Raw genomic sequence first — 23,270 nt, 5'->3', positions numbered from 1 at the left:
TCAAAGACCATTTGGTTTTCATCAATCTGCTGACTGACTACTTTTTAAATTTTATCACCATCATTTTGTTATGTCAATAACTTTTTAAACTTTTTTAAAACTTTTTTTCTTTAAATCCATCTTTAAAGTTATCTAGATTTGAACTTTGAAGTTCGCATCACTTAGTGACGAGATTTATAATATCATAGGGTTGGCTTTCACTTCTTAGCCTATGTGATTATATATATAAATTATCCTTTATTTTCTCTAAATTTCTTATTTTTTCTCTAATTTACATGCATTGATACACTTGGTTAAGTTTTTTAATTTATTTATGATATGGCCTATTTTACTAATTAATTATATGTTTTTCATCAGTAAAATCTTATAAACCACTCCGAGTATATAGATTTAGAATAAATAGTTACCTATATAAATTGAAAACTAGTTATATATAACTAGTTAAATAGTTGTTCTATCCATGCGGGTTTCAAGGAAATTTCCTATTTGTATAACCAGATTACAATAGATATTAAAATGTGAAGTACAATAGTGTGTCATTATTACTTATAACTAACCTAACAAGCTAATATAATCTTCTTATAGTAAGCTTTACAAATCAATTGACATTATGATTTAAAAAGTAAATTCCTAGAAAACAGTAAATCAAAACTGCGTTCTAGGAATATATCTTTCTATTATTAGGTTAATATAAAGTATTATAGATATATATTTTTTTTAATAATGTTCTATTACTTTAAATTCTTAACCACTTCTTTAAACCTATTTCCTCTAATCTCAAAGTTTTCAAACATATCAAAACTTGTGCATGCCGGAGCTAATGCAACTATGTCTCCACTTACTGATATTTCTACTGCTTTATTTACAGCTTCTTCTAACGTATCAACCATATGAATATCAACATGGATACCTTTTTCATTTTTTAATTTGTCAAAAACTTTTTTAATTTGTTCCTTAGCTTCCCCAAGCAGGATCAATGATTTTATATATGGATATCCTTCATATGCTAATGGATCAAAAGGAACTTTTTTATCACGTCCTCCAGCAATTAATACTACCGGTTTTTCAAAAGCTTTTATACCTGCTAATGTTCTAGTAGGACTTGACGCTATAGAATTATTATAATATTCTACATCTCTATAGCTTCTTACAAATTCATTTCTATGTTCTACACCTTTAAAAGTAATTGCGACTTCTCTCATATACTTTACATCCACATCATCCACTATCAGAGCGAAGGCTGCCAATAAATTTTCTATATTATACATACCTTTAAGCAATACTTCACTTTTATTACATACCTTTTTACCTCTAGCAAAAAGAACTCCATCTTTATAATACGCTCCATTTTCTATAACACTATTCCTACTAAAAGTATAAAGACGCCCATTTTCTTCCCCTTTAATATTTCTTGTAACATCATTATCTTCATTTAACACCAACAGGTTATCTTTATTTTGATATTTAAATATATTCTTTTTGGAATCTATATATTCTTGTAAATCTATATGCATATCTAAATGATTAGGTGATAAATTTGTAATTAAAGCTACTTCTGGAGATGTATCCATAGTCATAAGTTGAAAACTTGATAACTCAAGAACAACCTTATCATCTGGTGATATTTCTTCTATTTTTGTGAATAATGGGGTACCTATATTCCCTCCAACCCAAGTTTTGAAACCAGCCGCACTTAAAATACTATATACTAAAGATGTAGTTGTTGTTTTTCCGTCGCTTCCTGTTATACCGTATATTTTAGCAGGACAATATCTTAAAAACTCCTCCATCTCGGATGTTATATATGCACCTTCATTTTTGGCTATAGTTAATTCTTTACTATCAATTCTCATAGATGGGGTTTTAAAGATAACATCAAAACCATGCAAATTAGATAGATATCCTTCTCCCAATTCAAATTTAACTCCTTTGCATTGATACTTGTCTACAACTTCTTTAAGTTTTTCTATATTCTTTTTATCAAATGCAGTTACTTTAGCTCCTAAACCAACAAGGAAATCTATAAGTGGTATATTGCTTACCCCTATTCCTACTACTGCTACATTTTTATCCTTAATAAACTTCTTAAACTCACTAAAATTTCTTTTCATTCTTATTCCTCCAGTACCGCCATATATTAGCTTACTTCTATACTATAATTATATCACTACATCAGACTTAAAAAAACTCTATGAAAAATACTTATTCTATTTATTGCAAAAGTTCCCCTATTTTCTTTATTTTCGCCTATTTTCCCCTTCAATTCACTAACTTTCCAATGTTTTTTCAATTTAATTTATTATTTTTTTAAAAAAGCTATTGCTATGAGTTTTTTAATATGATATAATCTGTCTGTGCCGTAAGTAAAGGTGTTAAAACTTTTCCCCAAAGGTTTAACATTGCACATAACATATCCCCATGATTAAACCCTATTTTTTACCGGATGCAAATCCGGTTATTTTTTTATCCATTTATATAAATCTCCATTAATAAACCTTTAAATACAATATTCATTTAAATTTTAGACTACAATACATTTTTTAAACACCCTTAATTTATTATACCAATATATTTTTACTTTACATATTCAACTTGCTATATTCTTTACTATAAAATAACTCCAAGCAAATTAATGCCTAGAGCTATTTTAAATCTATATAGACTTCTATTAAAATTCCATTTTTTCTTCTATATAAGACACTAGATTACTTATTGGCATTCTTACTTGTTCCATAGTATCTCTATCCCTTACTGTAACACTCTCATCTTCTATAGTATCAAAGTCAATAGTAATACAGAATGGTGTTCCTATTTCATCTTCTCTTCTATATCTCTTTCCTATACTTCCAGCCTCATCATAATCCACATTAAACTTTTTAGATAATATTCCATATACATCAAGAGCCTTTTCACTTAATTTCTTACTAAGTGGAAGTACCGCAGCCTTAAATGGTGCTAATGCTGGATGAAGATGCATCACTGTTCTAACATCTCCACCTTCTAGTTCTTCTTCATCATAAGCTTCACACAAGAATGCTAATGCAACTCTATCAGCTCCTAATGATGGTTCTATACAGTATGGTACATATTTCTCATTAGTAGTTGGATCTAGATAAGATAGCTCTTCTCCTGAATGTTCCATGTGTCTTTTTAAGTCATAGTCTGTTCTATCAGCTATTCCCCAAAGTTCACCCCATCCAAATGGGAATAAAAACTCTATGTCACAAGTAGCATTACTGTAGAATGATAGTTCTTCTTTTTCATGATCTCTAAACCTTAGATTTTCATTACCCATTCCTAAGTTAAATAAGAAATTCTTACAATATTCCTTCCAATATTCAAACCACTCTAAGTCAGTTCCTGGCTTACAGAAAAATTCAAGTTCCATTTGCTCAAACTCCCTTGTTCTAAAGGTAAAGTTACCTGGAGTAATTTCATTCCTGAAAGATTTACCTATTTGAGCTATTCCAAAAGGTACTTTCTTTCTTGATGTTCTTTGAGCATTTTTAAAGTTTACAAAAATACCTTGAGCTGTTTCTGGTCTTAAATATATTTCATTTTTACTGTCTTCAGTTATGCCTTGGAAAGTTTTAAACATAAGATTAAACTTTCTTATATCTGTATAATTCATTTTCCCACACTTTGGACAAACCACATTATGTTTTTCAATATATTCTTTATACTCTTCATTAGTCCATCCATCAGCTACAGCTACTTCTGCGCCTTCTGAAACCATATGATCTTCAACTAACTTATCAGCTCTAAATCTAGCCTTACATTCTTTGCAATCCATTAATGGATCAGAGAATCCACCTACATGACCTGTTGCTACCCAAACTTCTGGATTCATCAATATTGCACAATCCAAACCTATATTGTAAGGATTTTCTTGAACAAACTTTTTCCACCATGCTTTTTTAACGTTATTTTTAAATTCCACACCTAAAGGACCATAATCCCATGAATTCGCAAGTCCTCCATAAATTTCAGACCCAGAAAATATAAATCCTCTATTTTTACATAAAGCTACCATTTTATCCATAGTTAATTGTTTTGCCATGTTCATTACCTCCATCAATGTTTTTATTATTAATTGCAATTTACAAATTAATATTTGTAAATAAAAAAACTTTAACCAATTAAGGGACGAAATTAATCCGCGGTTCCACCCTTATTAGCTAAAGCTCATCTTTAAAATTTATCACTAACTCAAAAGCTCCCTTCATAATATTGATTTAATGATTTACACCCGCCATCATCTCTCTTTAAAATCTTTATTACTACTTTTCTTTATCATCGTTATTATTCAGTTTTTAACATTATTATCCTCACATCATATTATAATTCAAAATAAAATTAAAATATTATTTTGTTATATTGTTTACTATAGCAAAATAAGCCGACTTAAAAGCCCGCCGTAAGTTATCTTATAAAAAATGGCTCCGCGAAGAGGATTCGAACCTCCAACCTATCGGTTAACAGCCGAGTGCTCCACCGTTGAGCTATCGCGGAATATTTAATTCATATCTAGATTATAGCATATTTAATGTAAATTTCAACACTATTTTATAAAATTAAAAAAATAATTTCTTTTGCTTACATTATATGAATACTTTAATATTTTATCCAAAAATCTTTTTAATATGCAATAATTATTTAATATCTCTTTAATTATATTATATATTAAATTAGCACCTTAACATTTTACCCAAAAATTATTTTAATATGTAATAATTTTTGGGTAAAATTAATTTTAAAATTATATATTATTGTAGAGGTTTCATTGTTGGGAATAGTATAACATCCCTGATGGATACTGAATCAGTTAAGAACATTACTATTCTATCTATACCAATTCCAAGTCCACCTGTTGGAGGCATTCCTACCTCAAGAGCACTCATGAATTCCTCATCAATTAGATAAGCCTCATCATCTCCAAGCTCTCTTTCTTTTGCTTGTTGTTCAAATCTTTGTCTTTGAACTATAGGATCATTTAGTTCTGAATAAGCATTACAAACTTCTCTACCATAAACAAATCCTTCAAATCTCTCAGTAAATGCTTCATTTCCACGTTTTTTCTTAGTTAATGGTGATATTTCTACTGGATAATCACAAAGGAATGTTGGTTGAATTAAATGTTCTTCGGCATATTCTTCAAATAAACCATTTAATATATCTGCCTTTGTACAATCTTTTAATTCCTTTATAAATTCTAAATGTTTTTCTTTTGCAATTTGTCTAGCTTCTTCATCTGTCTTAATTTCATTGAAGTCTACACCTGCATATTCCTTTACAGCATCTATCATAGTAATTCTTCTCCATGGTGGTGTAAAGTCTATTTCAGTTCCTTGATAATTTACTTTAGTGCTACCATGAACCTTCTCACAAGCATATGCAACTAATTCTTCTGTTATTTTCATCATATCGTTATAATCAGCATAAGCTTCATATAATTCTATCATTGTAAATTCCGGATTGTGTCTTATACTCATTCCTTCATTTCTGAAGTTTTTACCCATATCATATACTTTTTCAAGTCCACCAACTATACATCTTTTTAAGTATAACTCGGTAGCAATTCTTAAATACATATCTATATCTAAGGTATTATGATGAGTTACGAATGGTCTTGCAGCTGCTCCTCCAGCTATAGGAGATAAAATAGGAGTCTCCACTTCTAAGTATCCTCTATTATCTAAGAATTCTCTTACAGCTTTTATAATTTTTATTCTATTAATAAAAGTATCCCTTACATCTTTATTCATTACTAGGTCTACTTCTCTTTGTCTATATTTTAAATCTGGATTTTTAAGTCCATGCCATTTTTCTGGAAGTGGTTTTAATGATTTAGAAATTAAAGTTACTTTGCTAGCTTTAACAGAAGTTTCTCCTGTCTTTGTTACAAATGGTATACCTGTAACTTCTAAAAAATCACCTATATCAAAAGTTTTTGCATCTTTAAACTGTTCTTCTCCAACCCTATCAAGTCTTATATATACTTGCATTTTACCAGATCTATCATGAATATCGCAGAATCCAGCTTTTCCTTGAATTCTTTTAGACATAAGTCTTCCTGCAATTGTAACTTCTGTTTCTTGAAGTTCTTCATAGCTATCCTTTATTTCTTGAGCCTCATGAGTTCTTTCAACCTTATATACGTCAAAAGGGTCTTTTCCTTGAGCTTGAAGATCAGCTAGTTTTTGTCTTCTTATCATTACTTGTTCATTATATTCAGCTTCTTGAGCTTGTAATTGTTCATTATCTACTACAATTTCTTGTGAATTATCATTGTTAACTTCTGTAGCCATAGACCATTCCTCCTAGTTTTTCATTTATGATTATCTATTAATTTCCAATACTTTATACTTGTTAATTCCATCTGGAGTTGATACTTCTATAATGTCTCCTGTTCTTTTCCCCATAAGCGCATTTCCAACAGGGGACTCATCTGAAATTTTATTTTCATAAGGATCTACTTCAGCAGAGCCAACAAGATAAAATTCTATTTCTTCATCAAATTCATAATCAAACACTTTTACACTTGTTCCTATACTAACCATATCTTTAGGAATTTCACTTTCATCTACCACAGATGCATTTCTTAGCATATTTTCAAGTTGAATAATTCTTCCTTCAACAAATGCTTGCTCATTCTTTGCTTCGTCATACTCTGAATTTTCACTTAAATCTCCATATCCTAAAGCAACCTTTATCTTTTCTGTTATTTCCTTTCTCTTAACTGTTTTTAAGTACTCTAGCTCATCTTCAAGCTTCTTTATTCCTTCGTAAGTCATCACGTATTTTTTAGCTTCGCTCATTTTTCTCTCCCCTTCAATCTTACTAAATAATTCTATATCATTATAAATACTCAATTGTATCATATATAGTCTCTATAATCTTTGATTAATTATAAAACAGCTGCAATTCCTTGTCAATGAAGGTATATTTATATTAAAAATACCACTTTTCATAATTTAATTTATATTTTTCTAATAAATCATACATTTCATCATAGGATATAGCAGAGTTGATTTTATCTTTAATTTCGGTACAATTCCTTAATCCCTTAATATACCATGCTATATGTTTTCTCATTTCTCTTACAGCCTTATTTTCATCAAAGAACTTTACGGCTCTATTCAAATGAGTCATGCACATATCTATTCTTTCTACATCAGTAGGCCTCACTATATCATTTCCATCAATTCCTTGTTTTATCTCTTTAAATATCCAAGGATTTCCCATAGAACCTCTCGCTACCATTATACCATCACAATTAGTTTGTTTCCTCATATTTATAGCATCTTCCGCCTCGAAAATATCACCATTTCCAATGACAGGTATAGAAACAGCTTCCTTTACTTGCTTTATTATATCCCAATCCGCCTTACCTTCATACATTTGCTCTCTAGTTCTTCCATGCACCGTTATAGCATCTACTCCTGCATCTTCTAAATATTTAGCAAACTCCACAGCATTTATGTTATTTGAATCAAAACCCTTTCTAAACTTTACTGTAATAGGCTTATTTGTAGACTTCTTCATTTCTTTAACAATTTCGCCAGCAAGCTTAGGATTTTTCATCAAAGCAGAACCTTCTCCATTTTTAACTATCTTTGGTACTGGACATCCCATGTTTACATCTATAATAGCAACTCCATCCATACCTTGAATAGACTCACAAGCAACTGCCATTATCTTTGGCTCACTTCCAAATATCTGTAATGCAACCGGCTTTTCTTCATCACTTATTCTCATAAGGGTTCCGGTATTTTTACTATTATAATATAACCCTTTTGCACTAACCATTTCTGTATAAACTAGTCCACATCCCATTTCTTTACATATACCTCTATAAGCTATATCAGTAACCCCTGCCATAGGAGCTAGAAATACAGGATTTTCGAAGCTTATATTTGAAATTTTCATTCTATCACCTATTCTCTGTTCTTCTCGTATATAATTCTAAGTCCTTCTAAAGTTAAGAATGGTTCAACTTTATCTATAGATTTTGATCCCTCAGCTATAAGATTAGCAAGACCTCCTGTAGCTATTACCATAGGATTTTCCTCACCTAATGCTATCATTTCCTCTTTAATTTTACTTACGATAAAATCAACTTGACCTATATAACCATATACAATACCTGCTTGCATACTAGCTACTGTATTTTTGCAAATAACTGTTTCTGGTTTTATAAGCTCTACTCTTGGAAGTTTAGCAGCTCTTTGGAATAAAGCATCTGAGGATATTTTTATACCTGGCGATATAGTTCCGCCTATATAATCTCCATTAGCAGCTACTGCACAAAAAGTAGTCGCAGTACCAAAATCTATAATAACTAATGGTTTTTTATACATTTCATGAGCTGCTACTGCATTAACTATTCTATCTGCTCCTACTTCTTTAGGATTATCATATTTTATATTTATTCCAGTTTTTATTCCCGGCCCTACTACTAGAGGTTTTTTGTTAAAAAACTTTCTAACCATATGTTCTAGGGAATACATTATATTGGGAACTACTGATGAAATAATAACTCCTGATATATCACTAACCTCTAGCTTGTTGTAAGCAAAAAGCTGTGCTACTTCTATCATATATTCATCAGAAGTTTTTCTATTATCTGTAGATAATCTCCACTCAACTATTAATTCCTCATTCTTATAAATACCTAATACTATATTAGTATTTCCTACGTCTAATACGAATATCATAATCATGTCACCTCTATATAATTAAAAGCAGCTTTTAAGCTGCTTTTTAAATGTTCCTAATTATTATAACACATTTAACACTTTAACTATATAATTTAATTAACTTTTTTAAGTTAATACTACTTAATGTGTTAATGAATTTTATGTAATACCACTCTAGACTACTCTATTATGTTTTATATTAGATTATTACTATTTATTATATCCAACTCATCTTTAAAAATCTCATATAATTCTTCTTTTAATGTTCCATCATCAGAATTATTCAAAATATTAAGATATAACTTTTTTAAATTTTCCTCTTTCTTGTTTATATAATTTCTTCTAATATTTTTTTCCTTATCCTCACCATTGAACATTGGCCCTACCTCCCTATAATATTTTTTAAAGTCTTTACATGATTATTATGTCTTATAATAGAGTCCTGTGCCTTGTTGTCAATTTCTTGAACAGGTATGTTTGTCAGATAACTTTTATAACTTTTAATAATCTCATTTTCTTTTTCAATTAGAGATTGAATCATTATATCCTTCATAATAATCGCCTCCTTTTTTTTATTATTATCAAATAAAAAAGGGTATATACCTTTATTTTAAAAGTACATACCTTTTTTATAAACTATTTACAATTTAACTTAATATTAAGCTCCGAATAAGGTTAATAATACACCCGCTGCAACTGCACTTCCTATAACTCCAGATACATTTGCTCCCATAGCATTCATAAGTAAGAAGTTAGTAGGATCTTCCTTTTGACCTACAACTTGAGAAACTCTAGCTGCCATAGGTACTGCTGATACTCCAGCAGATCCAATTAATGGGTTTATCTTACCTTTAGTTAATTTACACATGATTTTACCTACAAGTACTCCTCCTGCTGTAGCTACAGCAAAGGAAGCCACTCCAATTATAACTATTCCTATGGTTTTAGGATTTATAAAGGCCTCTGCTGTTGCAGTTGCTCCAACAGAAAGTCCAAGAAATATAGTAACTATATTTACTAGGGCATTTTGTGCAGTATCTGAAAGTCTTCCAACTACTCCAGACTCCTTAAATAAGTTGCCAAGCATTAACATTCCTATTAATGGCAATAAGGATGGTAATAATAAAGTTACCATTATAGTTACAACTATAGGAAATACAATCTTTTCTATTTGCTTAACTTGTCTAAGTTGTCCCATTTTTATTCTACGCTCTTCTTTAGTTGTAAGAGCCTTCATTATTGGTGGTTGTATAAGCGGCACTAGTGCCATATATGAATATGCTGCCACTGCAATAGGTCCTAGTAAATGTCCTGCTAGCTTATTAGTTAAGAATATAGCTGTAGGACCATCTGCTCCTCCTATAATTCCTATAGATGCAGCTTCTTGTGGTGTAAATCCAAAAAGAATAGCTACTCCAAAAGCAAAGAAAATACCAAATTGTGCCCCCGCTCCCATAAGTACACTAGATGGATTAGCAAGTAATGGGCCAAAATCCGTCATTGCTCCTACCCCTAAGAATATAAGCGGAGGGAATATTTCCCACTTAACTCCTCTTGATAAGTAATATAACAATCCTCCTACTTCCTTACCTACTGGCTCAGCCATGATATTACCTAATGGTATGTTAGTAAGTAACATACCAAAGGCTATAGGTAATAACAAAAGAGGTTCAAATTTTTTACCAATTGCTAACCATATGAAAACTAAAGATACTCCTATCATCACTGCTTGCTGCCATGTTAAGGCCGCAAACCCAGAAGAGGCAAACAAATCCTTAATTACTTCAAAAACATTCATTTAAGTTGACCTCCTATTATCCAATAACAGCTAATATATCTCCAGTATTAACTGCGGCTCCTTGTGTTACATTTATCTCTACTACAATTCCATCTGCTGGAGCCATTATTTCATTCTCCATCTTCATAGCTTCAAGTACAAAGAGAACCTCTCCTTGTTTAACTGTTGCCCCTTTAGTTGCAAGTACCTTAACTATTGTTCCTGGCATTGGTGCTTCTACCTTTGCACCATCTGCTGTTGATGCAACTGGTGATGCAGCTGGAGCTTGTGCTGGAGTTGATGATGCCACTGGAGCTACTGGTTGTGTTGGTTGTACCGGTTTTGCTGATGCTATTGGTGCTACTGCTGCTACTGGTGTAGCAAATTCACCCTTTACCTCTTCTACTTCTACTTGATATAAACTTCCATTAACTGTAACATTATACTTTTTCATACGAAATATCCTCCTAACAATGCTTCTATTTAATAGAAGCACTTCTCCAACTTGAATTATTATTAATCCTTTTTATACTCTTTATATTTAGTTCATCTAGTGGTTTACCAGTATGAGCAGATAGTGATGCCATTATAGCTGCTACTAACTCATATTCTTTATTAATATCTACTGCTTGCACAGTGTTATCAACTTCACTTACCGTAATTGATTCTTCTTTAGGCTCATCATTAGTATTGGATTTCTTTTTATAATCTCTTCCTAATAAAAAGCTCTGTAACTTAATTATTAGCATAAGTGCTATTAATACTCCAAACACTATTATCATAGCAATGGCAGATACACCTAATGCAAAGGATAAATTATCTAGAGTGAAGTTTCTGAATAATGTTTCTTTCATATCTTATTCCTCCTAAACTAGTGTACTACCATGTGTTTTAGGATATTTTAATTCTCTTTTACTTTGTAACATATCTAGCATAGCAAATATCCTTTGCTTGCTTTCACTTGGTTTTATTACATCATCTATAATTCCCATTTTAGCTAAATTATATGGAGTTGTTACTTCATCATAATATTTAGCAATTACATCTTTTTCCCCTTGTTTATGATCCTCTGAGTTAAATATCTCATCTCTGTGTAATCCTTTTATATATTCTTCTGGATTTGTTAAACATACCTTTGCTGTTGGCCAAGCCATTGTAACATCAAAAGCTGATTCTCTTGAAGCCAATACTTCATATCCAAGGCCATATGCTTCCCCAATAACTAAAGAAACCTTTGGAACTGAAGCATCAATTAACGAATACATAAGCTTTCCTATATTTTTAGCAAGTCCATTATTTTCTTCTTCTAAAGAAACTGATGCTCCTTTGGTATCTACTAAACTTAAAATTGATATGTTGAAACTGTCACATAATTTTACAAAACTTGCAACTTTATTTGCTCCTAAATTATCAATTTCTTTATTGCTAGAGTTTAATATAACTCCAACTGTCAAACCGTTGATTTTTCCCAGTACAGTTCTAAAGTTTGCAGCAAATCCTCCATATATCTCTATAATACTATCTACATCAGTTATAGTATTTAATATTTCATCTAAGGAATAACTGTCCTTTTCAACCATTTCATCAAGATTTAGCTTACTTAAATTTAAATTTAAATCTTCATTACTAACAGTAGGTAATTCTAAATTATTTGATGGCATATAAGAAATTATATTTCTCACAACTTGGAATGCTTCTTCTTCAGTAGCAGTATTTATGTGCGCATTACTATTTTTATTAGCACTTACTCCATTGCTCACCATTGATTTATCCACATATTTACCTTCTTTTTCAGTAAGCTTCCCTAAAGAAGATACACTTAAATCGCTTATTTCATCTACAGCAACCACTATATCACTCATTGTACCAATTAATGATGTTATCCCATTACAAGGACCACAAATAATTGATATTCTTGGAACTACACCACTTAACTTAGCATACTTATTTAAAACTAATCCATAGGAACCAAGTAATTCTATTCCTTCATTTAATTTTCCACCTATGGAATCAATAACTTGAACTACAGGAGCACCTATTTTAGCAGCATTATAAAGAATATTTATTATTTTTCTTCCCATAGCTTTTGTAAAAGTTCCACCTTCAACTGTATAGTCACAACTATATATAAATACTAGTCTACCATTTACAGTTCCGTGACCAGTAATTACACCGGCTCCATTGTCTAAAACAAGAGCACCAATTTCTACAAATGTTCCTTCATCTAATAATGCAAGAACTCTTTCTCTCGCTGTAAGTTTATTTAGGTTGTGTTGCATTTGCAATTGACTATCTCCACCACCTAAATGTGATGTCTCTTTAAGCGAATTAAACACTTCAAGTTTATTCATTTTACTGCCTCCTGACATATTAACTTTACCGTATATAATAATAACACATTTAACACCATTTGTATATATTCATTGCAAGTTTTAATTCATTTTTCTGTGAATTTCTTATTTAAAAATTTCTACAATTTAGATAATCTTAGTTATAGTATTCTGTTTAAATAAATTTTAATTCCTCTCTATTAAAATTTATAAAAAAAACTAATCCTATTAAAATCATAGGATTAGTAAATAAATTTTAATTTTTAATTATATCTGATTAATTATTAAACTAATTAATATATAATCTAATTTAAATTTAAAGAATTTAGAATAGACCTTCTATAGTTCCATCTTCATGAATATCTATTTTATTTGCAGCAGGAACCTTTGGAAGCCCCGGCATAGTCATTATAGTTCCTGTTAAAGCAACTATAAAACCTGCTCCATTTGATAATTTAACTTCTTTTACAGATATATTAAATCCTGTTGGTCTTCCTAATAAAGCAGGATTGTCTGAAAGAGAATTTTGAGTTTTAGCTACACAGATAGGTACTTTATGAAGTCCTAATTTTTCGATTTCACTAATCTGTTTTTTAGCCGATGCTGTAAACTCAACATCATCTGCTCCATAGATTTCCCTTGCAATAACTTTTATTTTTTCTTTAATGTCGAGTTCTTCATTATATAATACTTGGAATTTACTTTCTTTATTTTTAATAGTTGAAACAACTTTATTAGCTAAGTCTTTTCCACCTTCTGCTCCTTTTTCCCAAACTTCGGTCAAAGATACTTCTACACCCTTAGCTTTACAGAACTCTTCTATGAACTTAACTTCTTCATCACTATCTGATATGAATTTGTTTATAGCCACAACTACTGGAACATTAAATTTTTGTATGTTTTCTATTTGTTTCTCTAAATTCACAACACCTCTAGATAATGCTTCTACATTTGGAATATTTAATTCATCTTTTTTGACTCCACCATGATGTTTTAATGCACGAATTGTTGCAACTATAACTACGCAGTTTGGTTTTAATCCTCCATACCTACATTTAATATCAAAGAATTTCTCTGCTCCTAAATCTGCGCCAAATCCTGCTTCAGTAATAGCATAATCTCCTAGCTTTAACGCCATTTTAGTTGCAAGTATACTGTTACAACCATGAGCAATATTTGCAAACGGCCCTCCATGAATTATTGCTGGCGTATTATCTAATGTTTGTACTAGATTAGGTTTTATAGCATCTTTCATTAGCATAGCCATTGCACCTTGAACTTTTAAATCTTTACAATATATTGGATTTCCATCAAGGTCATATGCCACAAGTATTTTCCCAAATTTATCCTTAAGATCCATAAGATTGTTAGATAAACATAGTATTGCCATAATTTCAGATGCAACAGTAATTGTGAATCCATCTTCTCTTAAAAATCCATTAGGTTTACCACCCATACCAACTACTATATCTCTAAGAGCTCTATCATTCATATCTAAAACTCTTTTAAATATAATTCTTCTTGAATCTATTCGAAGTTCATTTCCTTGATGAATATGATTATCTATAGCTGCTGATAACAAATTGTTTGTTGTTGTAATAGCATGCATATCTCCTGTGAAATGAAGATTTATATCTTCCATTGGTACTACTTGAGCGTATCCGCCACCAGCAGCACCTCCCTTAACTCCAAAAACTGGCCCTAATGAAGGTTCTCTTAATGCTATAACAGCATTTTGGCCTAAACTGCAAAGTGCTTGACCAAGTCCTATAGTTACTGTAGATTTTCCTTCTCCTGCTGGAGTTGGATTAATTGCTGTAACTAATATAAGTTTCCCATCACCCTTATCTTTTCTATTTGCAAGAACATCTAGGGATATCTTTGCTTTATACTTTCCATAAAGATCTAAATCATTTTCAGTTAAACCTAATGTTTTTCCTACCTCTAAAATTGGTATCATCTTTGAACTTTGAGCAATTTCAATATCAGTTTTCATAAATTAACCTCCCAAGTATTATATTTATTTGTTTTATTTTTTCAAAATTCAGAAATAAATTAAGCTATGATAACTATAAATATAGTTGTCTCAATAGTTTCTTCAATACGCTTCTATTTTCAAGTTCATTATAACATAATTACTTTTATAAAAAAAGCACAGCAATAGCTGTGCTTTTAAAACAATGTATTAACTTTCTTTATATGTGTTACTCTCATTATTTGAAATTTCTTCTATCTGATTTTCATCTGTTGACACTTCATCATTAAGAGCTTCTACATTCCAATCCTTAAACTTATCATTAGAACTAATACTATTTTCTTCTACAGGAATATCATTTTCCTCTTTCGGAGAATCTACCACTACTTTTTCCGCATCAAATTCTGCAAGAGTTTTTCCTTCCATTATTGCATTAAATTCTTCCGCAGTAAGCTTTTCTCTTTCAAGTAGAGCTTTTGCAACATCATGAAGTTTATCTATATTCTCTTTAAGAATAGTTTCTGTTCTCTCATAAGCCTCATCAATTAAAGCTTTAATTTCTCTATCTATCTTAGATGCAACCTCTTCAGAGAAATCTCTTGTTCTTCCAAAGTCTCTTCCCATGAATACTTCACCATCATCTTTTCCAAAAGATATAGGTCCTAGAGCATCTGTCATACCATATTCCATAACCATCTTCTTAGCTATTGATGTAGTTCTATCTATATCATTTTTAGCTCCTGTACTTATGTCTCCAAGAATTAACGCTTCAGCAACTCTTCCACCTAAAAGACCAACCATATCATCTCTAAGCTTAGACTTAGATGTATATGCAGTATCTTCATTAGGTAGATGTAAAGTATATCCTCCTGCCATACCTCTTGGAATAATACTAATTTCATGTACAGCATAAGAATTAGGTAAGTATTTAGATACTACTGCGTGACCCGCTTCATGATATGCAGTTAAATTCTTATCTTTCTCACTAATAACTCTAGACTTCTTTTCTGGTCCAGCCATTACTCTAGTTATAGACTCTTCTAACTCTTCCATAGTAATAACTTTTCTTCTAGCTCTAACAGTTAATAAAGCAGCTTCATTCATTAGATTTTCAAGGTCTGCCCCAGTAAATCCTGGTGTTCGCTTTGCAAGTATTTTTAATTCTACATCTTCATTCAAAGGTTTATTCTTAGAGTGAACTTTTAATATTTCTTCTCTTCCTTTAACATCAGGCACACCAACAACTATCTGTCTATCAAATCTACCTGGTCTTAAAAGAGCTGGGTCTAAAATATCTGGTCTATTTGTAGCAGCTACCATTATTATGCCTTCATTTACACCAAATCCATCCATTTCAACAAGAAGTTGGTTTAATGTTTGCTCTCTTTCATCATGGCCTCCACCCATACCAGCACCTCTTTGTCTACCTACAGCATCAATTTCATCTATAAAAATTATACAAGGAGAGTTCTTTTTCGCTTGTTCAAATAAATCTCTAACTCTTGAAGCTCCAACTCCCACAAACATTTCAACGAAATCTGACCCTGATATACTGAAAAACGGAACTCCAGCTTCTCCAGCTACTGCTTTTGCTAAAAGAGTTTTTCCTGTTCCCGGAGGACCAACTAATAGTACTCCTTTTGGAATTCTAGCTCCTACTTCCATATATCTCTTAGGATTTTTAAGAAAATCTACTATTTCTTCGAGCTCTTGCTTTTCTTCATCAGCTCCAGCTACATTTTTAAAGGTAACCTTTTTATCACCTTCTAAAGGTACAGCCATCTTAGCTTTACTTTTACCAAAGCTCATAACCCCACGGCCGCCTCCGCCACCGCTTCCATTAGATTGATTCATAAACATTACCCAAAATAGCACTACCATTCCTATCACAAGAAGCGTAGGTAAAATTCTCATCCAAACTGGAACTGTAGCAGGTGGATCATATTTTTCATTCATATTAGGGTTTGGATTTTCTTTAAGTATTTGAGAATACCTGGATTGTAAAATATTTACACTGAATTCAGTACCATCACTTAATTTACCCCTTACTGATGTACCATCAGATGATGTTTGTATGGCTGATACTTGTTTTTGTTGCATATATTTTTCAAATTCTGTTACACTTATTTCTTTTAAAGTTCCTGTACTATCGAATAATGATAGTGCAGAAAATATAACTAGTATTAATACTAAAAACCAAATTGTTGCACTAGAAATTTTTTTCATTTAAAGCCCCCCTCTCTCTACGGTTCAATATCACTAAAAATTCTATCATATGAGTTTTTCCTTTACAACATCAATAATATTAATTATTAATGAACTACTATTCTATTCTATTTTAAAAATAAATAAGATTATATCTATATAGTATAAAACTTTACTACTTCATATATACGTGTTCATCTAATATTCCTATATAAGGAAGATTCCTATAAATTTCAGCATAGTCAAGACCATATCCTACTAAGAAATAATCCGGAACATCAAAACCAAGATACTTAACATCTAGTTCTTCCTTTCTTCTTTCAGGTTTATTAAGTAAACAAGCTATTTCAAGACTCCTTGGATTTCTAGCACCTAAGTATTTCATAAGATATTTAAGAGTTACTCCACTATCTATAATATCTTCTACTATCAACACATCCTTACCTTTTATTTCAAAATCTAAATCCTTTATTATTTTTACTATTCCTGAAGATTGTGTAGCGTCTCCATAGCTAGATACAGCCATAAAATCCATCTTACATGGTATAGTTATGTTTTTCATTAAATCAGACATAAACATTACTGAACCCTTTAGAATACCAAGTACAATTAAATCTCTCCCTGCATATTCCTTTGATATTTCAGCCCCTATTTCTTTAATTTTTTCTGTCAAAACCTCTTCAGTTAATAAAACTTCTTTAATGTCCTTATTCATGTTTTTCCTGCCTTTCCACACTTACTTCTATAATTTTTTTTATTCCTTCATGGATTTTAAATTTATCACTTATTTTATATCCTATTATCCATGAAATATCTTCATCAAAACAAAGCAGAGGCACAAAATCTCTTTCTTCTCTTGGAATCTTTAAGTCTATAAATATGTCCTTTAACTTCTTACTACCTTTCAGCCCAAGAGGAGAAAATCTATCCCCATTTCTTCTAAATCTTAATGTTATATGTTTTATATTAGTACCATTAAAATATTTTATGTTATCATTAGATTTAAAATTCATTTTTTTGTCACTATCTATATATCTTATATATACTTTAAGTCCTAGCTCTTCAATATAATTATTACCCATATTAAGATTTATAATAGTATCTATATCAACTTTACATTGTTTTTTTTGCCTTGTTATTTCAATATTGCCGTATACATTCTTGATTAATATTTCTTTTGGAACAATTGTAAACTTTCCTGTACCAGATTTTTGTAAGTTTATAATATTATCGATATGTATGCTTTGAATATTATTTATATCCCCTTTGACTTCTAATAGAGCTTTTCTTATCACTCTACTTACTAAAGATGGATGAAGATAAAATACATCTTTATATATTATAACCTTATCTTCTCCTATATCACAATATTTTTGAAAAACTTTGATTGCATTTTCTTGAATATAATCCTCATCACGTTTGATAAGTTCACACATTCTATTTAAGGTTGTAATTATATCCGCGTTAAAGTTTTGTTGTATATAAGGTATCAACTCTAATCGGATCTTGTTTCTTGAATATATAGGCTCATAATTTGTTTGATCTATTCTAGCCGGAAGATTGTTTTCTTTACAGTAACCCTCGATTTCTTGTCTGCTCACATTTATTATCGGTCTTATATATACTTTATCTCTTACAGGTTTAATTCCTATAAGCCCTTCTATTCCAGTTCCTCTCATTAACCTCATAAGTACTGTTTCTGCTTGATCATTAACATTATGAGCTAATGCAACTTTATTTGCATTAAGCTTTTTTAGAAGCTCTTCAAAAAATTCATATCTAGCATCCCTACCAGCCATCTCTGTGGAGATGTTGTTTTCACAAGCTATTAAATTTATATCTACAGACTTGCTAAAGAATTCAATTTGATTTTCTTTGCAAAACCTTCTACAAGTAGCTTCATCCTCATCTGATTCACTACCTCTTAACATATGATTCACGTGAGCTGCATATAGTTTTATATTATAATCATTCATTAATGTAGACAAAACATGCAATAAACTTATAGAGTCAGGACCTCCAGATAATGCAACTATAACTTTGTCTCCTTTATTTAACATTCCATTTTCTTCAATAGTTTTGATAACTTGATTTCTCATACTATTATTATGTACTTTCGGCCACTCTTTATCTCCCATAAAAACACTTCCTAAAAATATAGTTTTAAGTCATAATATCATAAATGTAAGAATTTTAAAACAAATATAATAAAAAAATGAAGAAATGTTTACACACCTCTTCACTTTTTTATTATAACCATTATAAATTAGCTATAATTAACTTTCCAATTTACTTAATCCAAATTAAGCTGTGTGAACTCTAGAAACCATAACTGTCATATCATCCTTAACCTTATTTTTTCCTATTCTCTTCGCTTCATTAATTATACCCTTAGATAGTTCCTCTGGACTCACATTATCATTTCTACATAAATAATCCAATATCCAATCTATCTTTCCACTAGATTCTTCATCACAGTCTGTAACTCCATCTGTTAACATAACAATCAAATCACCATTTTTTACTTTCTTACTATGAATTTCTATATCTGCTTCATCTAGTATTCCAATAGGTAAACTTCTAGATTTAATAATATCTATGGTATCACCACTCTTTACAATACTAGCTACTGCTCCCACCTTCATAAAATCTACTTCTCCACTATACAAGTCAATTGCACTTAAGTCTACTGTAGAGAATTTTTCATCCTCTGAAAATTTAAGGCTCATTATAGAATTAACTGTATTTATAGCTGTAGTTCTGCTAAAGCCCGCACTTGTAAATTTCTCAATTAATTCAACTACAGCCTTACTTTCTCTTCCTGCCTGTGGACCTGAGCCCATTCCATCACTAATAACCATCATGTAACTACCATCATATCCTTCTCCAAAGTTAAAATTATCTCCAAAGATAGTTTGTCCATCTTTGCATGCCCTAGATACGCTAGTAGTTACTCCAAACTTAGGTACTTCTTCAAACATAGCTGTACACTTATTAGTAATAGGATTAATCTTACAACCGTCGGCTTTTAATTTCATTTTATAATCTACACAGTCATTAATTAAAGGTAGTATTTTTTTTATACATAAATTTCTTCCATTGCAAGAATTACAGGTTATCTGTATATTCAATCTTTCATTCTTGTCTTTTATTGCAAATACATCATCAGCTTCTATATCGTACTTTTCAAGAATTCTCATAATCTTTTTTTCTGAATCTTTATCTTCATTAAAGTCTGCTGAAAACTCTTCCATAATCTCATCTACAGACTTAGCCATGTTATTGAATTGATTTGCAATTAGCTCTCTGCCCTCCGCTAATCTACTTCTCCACATTTCACTTATAATAAATTTATTTATTATATCTTCTGTATTTCTTATTAGCGAAGCCTTCCTTATACATTTCTTTTCTAATAACTGTGGAAAAATGTTAGTTTTATTCTGAGCACTTTCTAAAAGTTCTCCAAAAGCCTTATAGGTATTTATCATTTCTCTTCCCCAACATATTCCACATGTATCACAGCTATTACATACTCTATTAGCTAAATTCTCTATAAGCCCACTACTTTTAGTACTCATATCTAACTTATCATTATCAGCTAAATTATTCAACGTACCAGCCATATTTAGAAGCACTTCAGAAAATTTATCTAACCTATCTGTGAAAATTCCTTTTACTTTATTAGCATATCCTTCTTCGTATCTTTTGCTTTTTTTCTCTACATCTAACTCCCCAGATATAGTTTCATATATACAATTAGGTATAACTATAAATAACGCTGTAGATAAAATCCCTTCTGCCAATATAAATTGTGAAATTCCTTCAGGTATATAAGTAGCTATATAAATCTTCATTATGCAAAATACGATAAATGATGCTAAAGACGAAATCAACTTTCCACCTTCTCTAAATATCCCTGAAGTCAAGGCGCATACTCCCAATACTGTTGCATAACCAAAAATATTCTGACTAGACATTCCCACAATTACACCCATCGCAATTCCTGCTGTAGCACCTATGCTTGTACCACAAACATAACCTATAATAGATACAACGGCAATGCTTAATACACTTAAAATTGATATATTGAAAACTTTAATACCCCAAGTACCTGCAATTATTAAAGCTATTAATATACTCATAGAAACTATTTCTTCATTTGAAAATAAATGCTTTGTTCTTATGTTTTTAAAACTATTAATACTATACTCCAGTATTAAGTAAACAGGTATTATGCTTACTCCTTCTAATGCAGTATTTCCAAGTGCCAACAGTAGTGTATACTGATTCACTAACATAGTATATGCAAAAATCATTATTAAAGTTGCTCCTATAATAACAAACTTTTTAATATTCCTTTTTATAAAACTATTTAAAATTAAACATATTATAACCAAAGTTGGAACTATAGTTATATACATTAAGGAATTCTCTACTACACCTATTGTAGTTATGTAGCCCAATATAGATCCCAGTCCAACAAATAAAGATAATTTGTTATCCTCTAAGAATAGTATTGTAAGTAAAAATGCAATCCCAAAAGGTGCAGATTTGTTTATCATTATTACTCTACTAACTAATATAGCAACACAGAAAAACACAATACTCTTCGCTACTATTTTTGCTCCGTCACCATCCCTATCATTACTAATAACCATACTGCTCTTTACTCTTTTATACGTCCTAATATTTTCTCCATATTGCATAATAATTTCACCCACCTGTATTTTTTTTACAGGTTAATTATATCAATACCCGTTGGAAATAAATGTAATTTAATGGAGGCTCGCATAAGGAAATTTATTACAATAAACTCCATTTTACCTCTGTTTTCATTTTTAGTTTATGGTTCTAAATTATTAAGTTATTCCGCTCATAGTATGACTTTAGTAAATTTATACCTCTTAATTTTCTTATCTTCGTATATTATATTTTTATGTCATGAATAATAATTATAAAAGGTTTCATGGGGAAAATATTTTTCATATAAATATAATTAATTAATATACTTATATTTATATTCATTTTTGAAATCTATTTATAAATTCAATTCATTAAACTTTATTATAAATTAAATAATCTTATTTAAAAGAAAAAAGTGGATTGAATATATATTCAATCCACTTTTATGGTTGCGGGGGCAGGACTTGAACCTACGACCTTCGGGTTATGAGCCCGACGAGCTGCCAACTGCTCCACCCCGCGTTATTTGGTGCTGAAGACCGGAATCGAACCGGTACGGTGTTTAACCACCGCAGGATTTTAAGTCCTGTGCGTCTGCCAGTTCCGCCACTCCAGCATTTGTGTCATCACCTTTCAGCGACAATATTTATTATATGGTATATTATTAACTATGTCAACAGTATTTATATAGTTTTTTATATTTTTTATTTATTTCTTCTTCACTTATTATAACTAAATGTTAAAAAAGCTAGGGTTTAATTTAACTGACATTAAAATAAATAAGAGTGCTTAAAAAGCACTCTTTAATCCTTTCGGTATAAAGCTTAATTATATCCTTTTCTGCTATATCCTCTACCTTTTCCACCATCTTGGTGTTTTTTAAGATCTTGAAATCTTTCTTCACTATCTTTTAAGAATTTTGACATCCTGTCTTCAAAACTTCCTGAACTTGTAGTTTTAGATTTTTCCTTTTCCCAATCTATATCTACGGGTTTAAAAGATTTTTTTGGTGTACCAGCTTGCTTTATGGATAAGCTCATCTTACCATTATCATCTACAGAAATGACTTTAACTTTAACCACATCATTTTCTTTTAAATGATCATGTACATTCTTAACAAATACATCAGATACTTCCGATATATGAACTAAGCCTGTTTTCCCTTCCACTTCAACAAATGCACCAAAGTTTGTGATATTAACTACTTTACCTTCTATAATGCTTCCAGCCTTTAAGGTCATATTGAAAAGACCCTCCTTAAATTTATAATTTAAATTTATATATACTATAACTAATAATAATTAGTCATAGTAACTTTCACTTTATTTACTGTCTATTACAGGAGATTCTCCTTCTTTAATTAACCCAAGCTTTTCCCTTGCAAGTTTTTCTATATACCGACTATCTTGTGATAGTTTAATCTCATCCTGTAACTTTTGATTCTTTTCTTGTGCTGCTTGTAACTCCGAAGTATAGTTATCAATATCTTTATGTTGTCTAAACATTATTATTTGTTGATTTATAAATGTAAAGCCTACGTAAAGAGCTATAAGTAAAAGACCTATCTTTTTTATGCTGAATTTCTTCATATCGATTTTCCT

General features: G+C 30.6%; 19 protein-coding genes, 3 tRNA genes and 1 other annotated feature. All 22 genes read right to left on the bottom strand.

Annotated features, from left to right (window positions below; genetic code table 11):
• Window positions 1-731: 731 nt before the first annotated feature.
• Window positions 732-2,111 (bottom strand): UDP-N-acetylmuramoyl-L-alanine--D-glutamate ligase, encoded by a 1,380-nt coding sequence (gene murD / locus B3B03_RS02220; protein ID WP_346848869.1) that lies wholly within the window; start codon window positions 2,109-2,111, stop codon window positions 732-734.
• A gap of 557 nt (window positions 2,112-2,668) precedes the next feature.
• Complete coding sequence (locus B3B03_RS02215) at window positions 2,669-4,060, bottom strand: glycine--tRNA ligase (protein WP_346876368.1); 1,392 nt, start codon at window positions 4,058-4,060, stop codon at window positions 2,669-2,671.
• A 79-nt stretch (window positions 4,061-4,139) separates the two neighbouring features.
• Window positions 4,140-4,306: a binding site (T-box leader), on the bottom strand.
• Window positions 4,307-4,437: 131 nt separating this feature from the next.
• Window positions 4,438-4,512 (bottom strand) — tRNA-Asn (locus B3B03_RS02210).
• A gap of 254 nt (window positions 4,513-4,766) precedes the next feature.
• Window positions 4,767-6,272, bottom strand: a complete 1,506-nt coding sequence (gene lysS / locus B3B03_RS02205) for a lysine--tRNA ligase (RefSeq protein ID WP_414632264.1) — start codon at window positions 6,270-6,272, stop codon at window positions 4,767-4,769.
• Window positions 6,273-6,338: 66 nt separating this feature from the next.
• The gene (greA, locus tag B3B03_RS02200; protein ID WP_346848858.1) at window positions 6,339-6,818 is read right to left on the bottom strand and encodes a transcription elongation factor GreA; all 480 of its coding nucleotides are present in this window, start codon (window positions 6,816-6,818) and stop codon (window positions 6,339-6,341) included.
• A 133-nt stretch (window positions 6,819-6,951) separates the two neighbouring features.
• A complete protein-coding gene (dusB, locus tag B3B03_RS02195; RefSeq protein ID WP_346876366.1) occupies window positions 6,952-7,929 on the bottom strand; it encodes a tRNA dihydrouridine synthase DusB in 978 nt (325 codons plus the stop codon).
• An 8-nt stretch (window positions 7,930-7,937) separates the two neighbouring features.
• Window positions 7,938-8,717, bottom strand: coding sequence for a type III pantothenate kinase (locus B3B03_RS02190; protein WP_035130756.1), 780 nt, complete (start codon window positions 8,715-8,717; stop codon window positions 7,938-7,940).
• Between the two features lie 176 nt (window positions 8,718-8,893).
• Window positions 8,894-9,076 carry a hypothetical protein gene (locus tag B3B03_RS02185; RefSeq protein WP_346848856.1) on the bottom strand — a complete coding sequence of 61 codons (183 nt, stop codon included), beginning with the start codon at window positions 9,074-9,076 and terminating at the stop codon, window positions 8,894-8,896.
• Window positions 9,077-9,081: 5 nt separating this feature from the next.
• Window positions 9,082-9,252 (bottom strand): hypothetical protein, encoded by a 171-nt coding sequence (locus B3B03_RS02180; protein ID WP_346876365.1) that lies wholly within the window; start codon window positions 9,250-9,252, stop codon window positions 9,082-9,084.
• Between the two features lie 105 nt (window positions 9,253-9,357).
• Window positions 9,358-10,497 carry a sodium ion-translocating decarboxylase subunit beta gene (locus tag B3B03_RS02175; RefSeq protein ID WP_346848855.1) on the bottom strand — a complete coding sequence of 380 codons (1,140 nt, stop codon included), beginning with the start codon at window positions 10,495-10,497 and terminating at the stop codon, window positions 9,358-9,360.
• A gap of 16 nt (window positions 10,498-10,513) precedes the next feature.
• Entirely contained in the window at window positions 10,514-10,930 is a 417-nt protein-coding gene (locus tag B3B03_RS02170) for a biotin/lipoyl-containing protein (protein WP_346876364.1), read from the bottom strand.
• Window positions 10,931-10,955: 25 nt separating this feature from the next.
• Window positions 10,956-11,330 carry an OadG family protein gene (locus tag B3B03_RS02165; RefSeq protein ID WP_346848853.1) on the bottom strand — a complete coding sequence of 125 codons (375 nt, stop codon included), beginning with the start codon at window positions 11,328-11,330 and terminating at the stop codon, window positions 10,956-10,958.
• A gap of 12 nt (window positions 11,331-11,342) precedes the next feature.
• Window positions 11,343-12,827, bottom strand: coding sequence for a carboxyl transferase domain-containing protein (locus B3B03_RS02160; protein ID WP_346876363.1), 1,485 nt, complete (start codon window positions 12,825-12,827; stop codon window positions 11,343-11,345).
• A gap of 304 nt (window positions 12,828-13,131) precedes the next feature.
• Window positions 13,132-14,802 carry a formate--tetrahydrofolate ligase gene (locus B3B03_RS02155; RefSeq protein WP_346876362.1) on the bottom strand — a complete coding sequence of 557 codons (1,671 nt, stop codon included), beginning with the start codon at window positions 14,800-14,802 and terminating at the stop codon, window positions 13,132-13,134.
• Between the two features lie 189 nt (window positions 14,803-14,991).
• Entirely contained in the window at window positions 14,992-17,007 is a 2,016-nt protein-coding gene (gene ftsH / locus B3B03_RS02150) for an ATP-dependent zinc metalloprotease FtsH (RefSeq protein ID WP_346848850.1), read from the bottom strand.
• A gap of 154 nt (window positions 17,008-17,161) precedes the next feature.
• Complete coding sequence (gene hpt, locus B3B03_RS02145; protein WP_346848849.1) at window positions 17,162-17,701, bottom strand: hypoxanthine phosphoribosyltransferase; 540 nt, start codon at window positions 17,699-17,701, stop codon at window positions 17,162-17,164.
• Window positions 17,694-19,124, bottom strand: coding sequence for a tRNA lysidine(34) synthetase TilS (tilS, locus tag B3B03_RS02140; RefSeq protein WP_346848848.1), 1,431 nt, complete (start codon window positions 19,122-19,124; stop codon window positions 17,694-17,696). Before tilS ends, hpt begins: the two co-directional genes overlap by 8 nt.
• A 165-nt stretch (window positions 19,125-19,289) precedes the next feature.
• Window positions 19,290-21,692, bottom strand: a complete 2,403-nt coding sequence (gene spoIIE / locus B3B03_RS02135; RefSeq protein ID WP_346876361.1) for a stage II sporulation protein E — start codon at window positions 21,690-21,692, stop codon at window positions 19,290-19,292.
• Window positions 21,693-22,115: 423 nt separating this feature from the next.
• A tRNA-Met gene (locus tag B3B03_RS02130) sits at window positions 22,116-22,191 on the bottom strand.
• 5 nt (window positions 22,192-22,196) lie between these two features.
• Window positions 22,197-22,285 (bottom strand) — tRNA-Leu (locus tag B3B03_RS02125).
• Window positions 22,286-22,493: 208 nt separating this feature from the next.
• On the bottom strand, window positions 22,494-22,910 hold the full coding sequence (locus B3B03_RS02120) for a S1 domain-containing RNA-binding protein (protein WP_035132487.1): 417 nt from the start codon (window positions 22,908-22,910) through the stop codon (window positions 22,494-22,496).
• Between the two features lie 81 nt (window positions 22,911-22,991).
• Window positions 22,992-23,258 (bottom strand): FtsB family cell division protein, encoded by a 267-nt coding sequence (locus B3B03_RS02115; protein WP_035132490.1) that lies wholly within the window; start codon window positions 23,256-23,258, stop codon window positions 22,992-22,994.
• Window positions 23,259-23,270: the final 12 nt, after the last annotated feature.

Source organism: Clostridium sp. UBA5712 (assembly GCF_002419845.1).
GTDB lineage: Bacteria > Bacillota > Clostridia > Clostridiales > Clostridiaceae > Clostridium_J > Clostridium_J sulfidigenes.
Note: the sequence above shows the minus strand (reverse complement) of the source record. Positions and strands in the feature narration are given on the sequence as shown.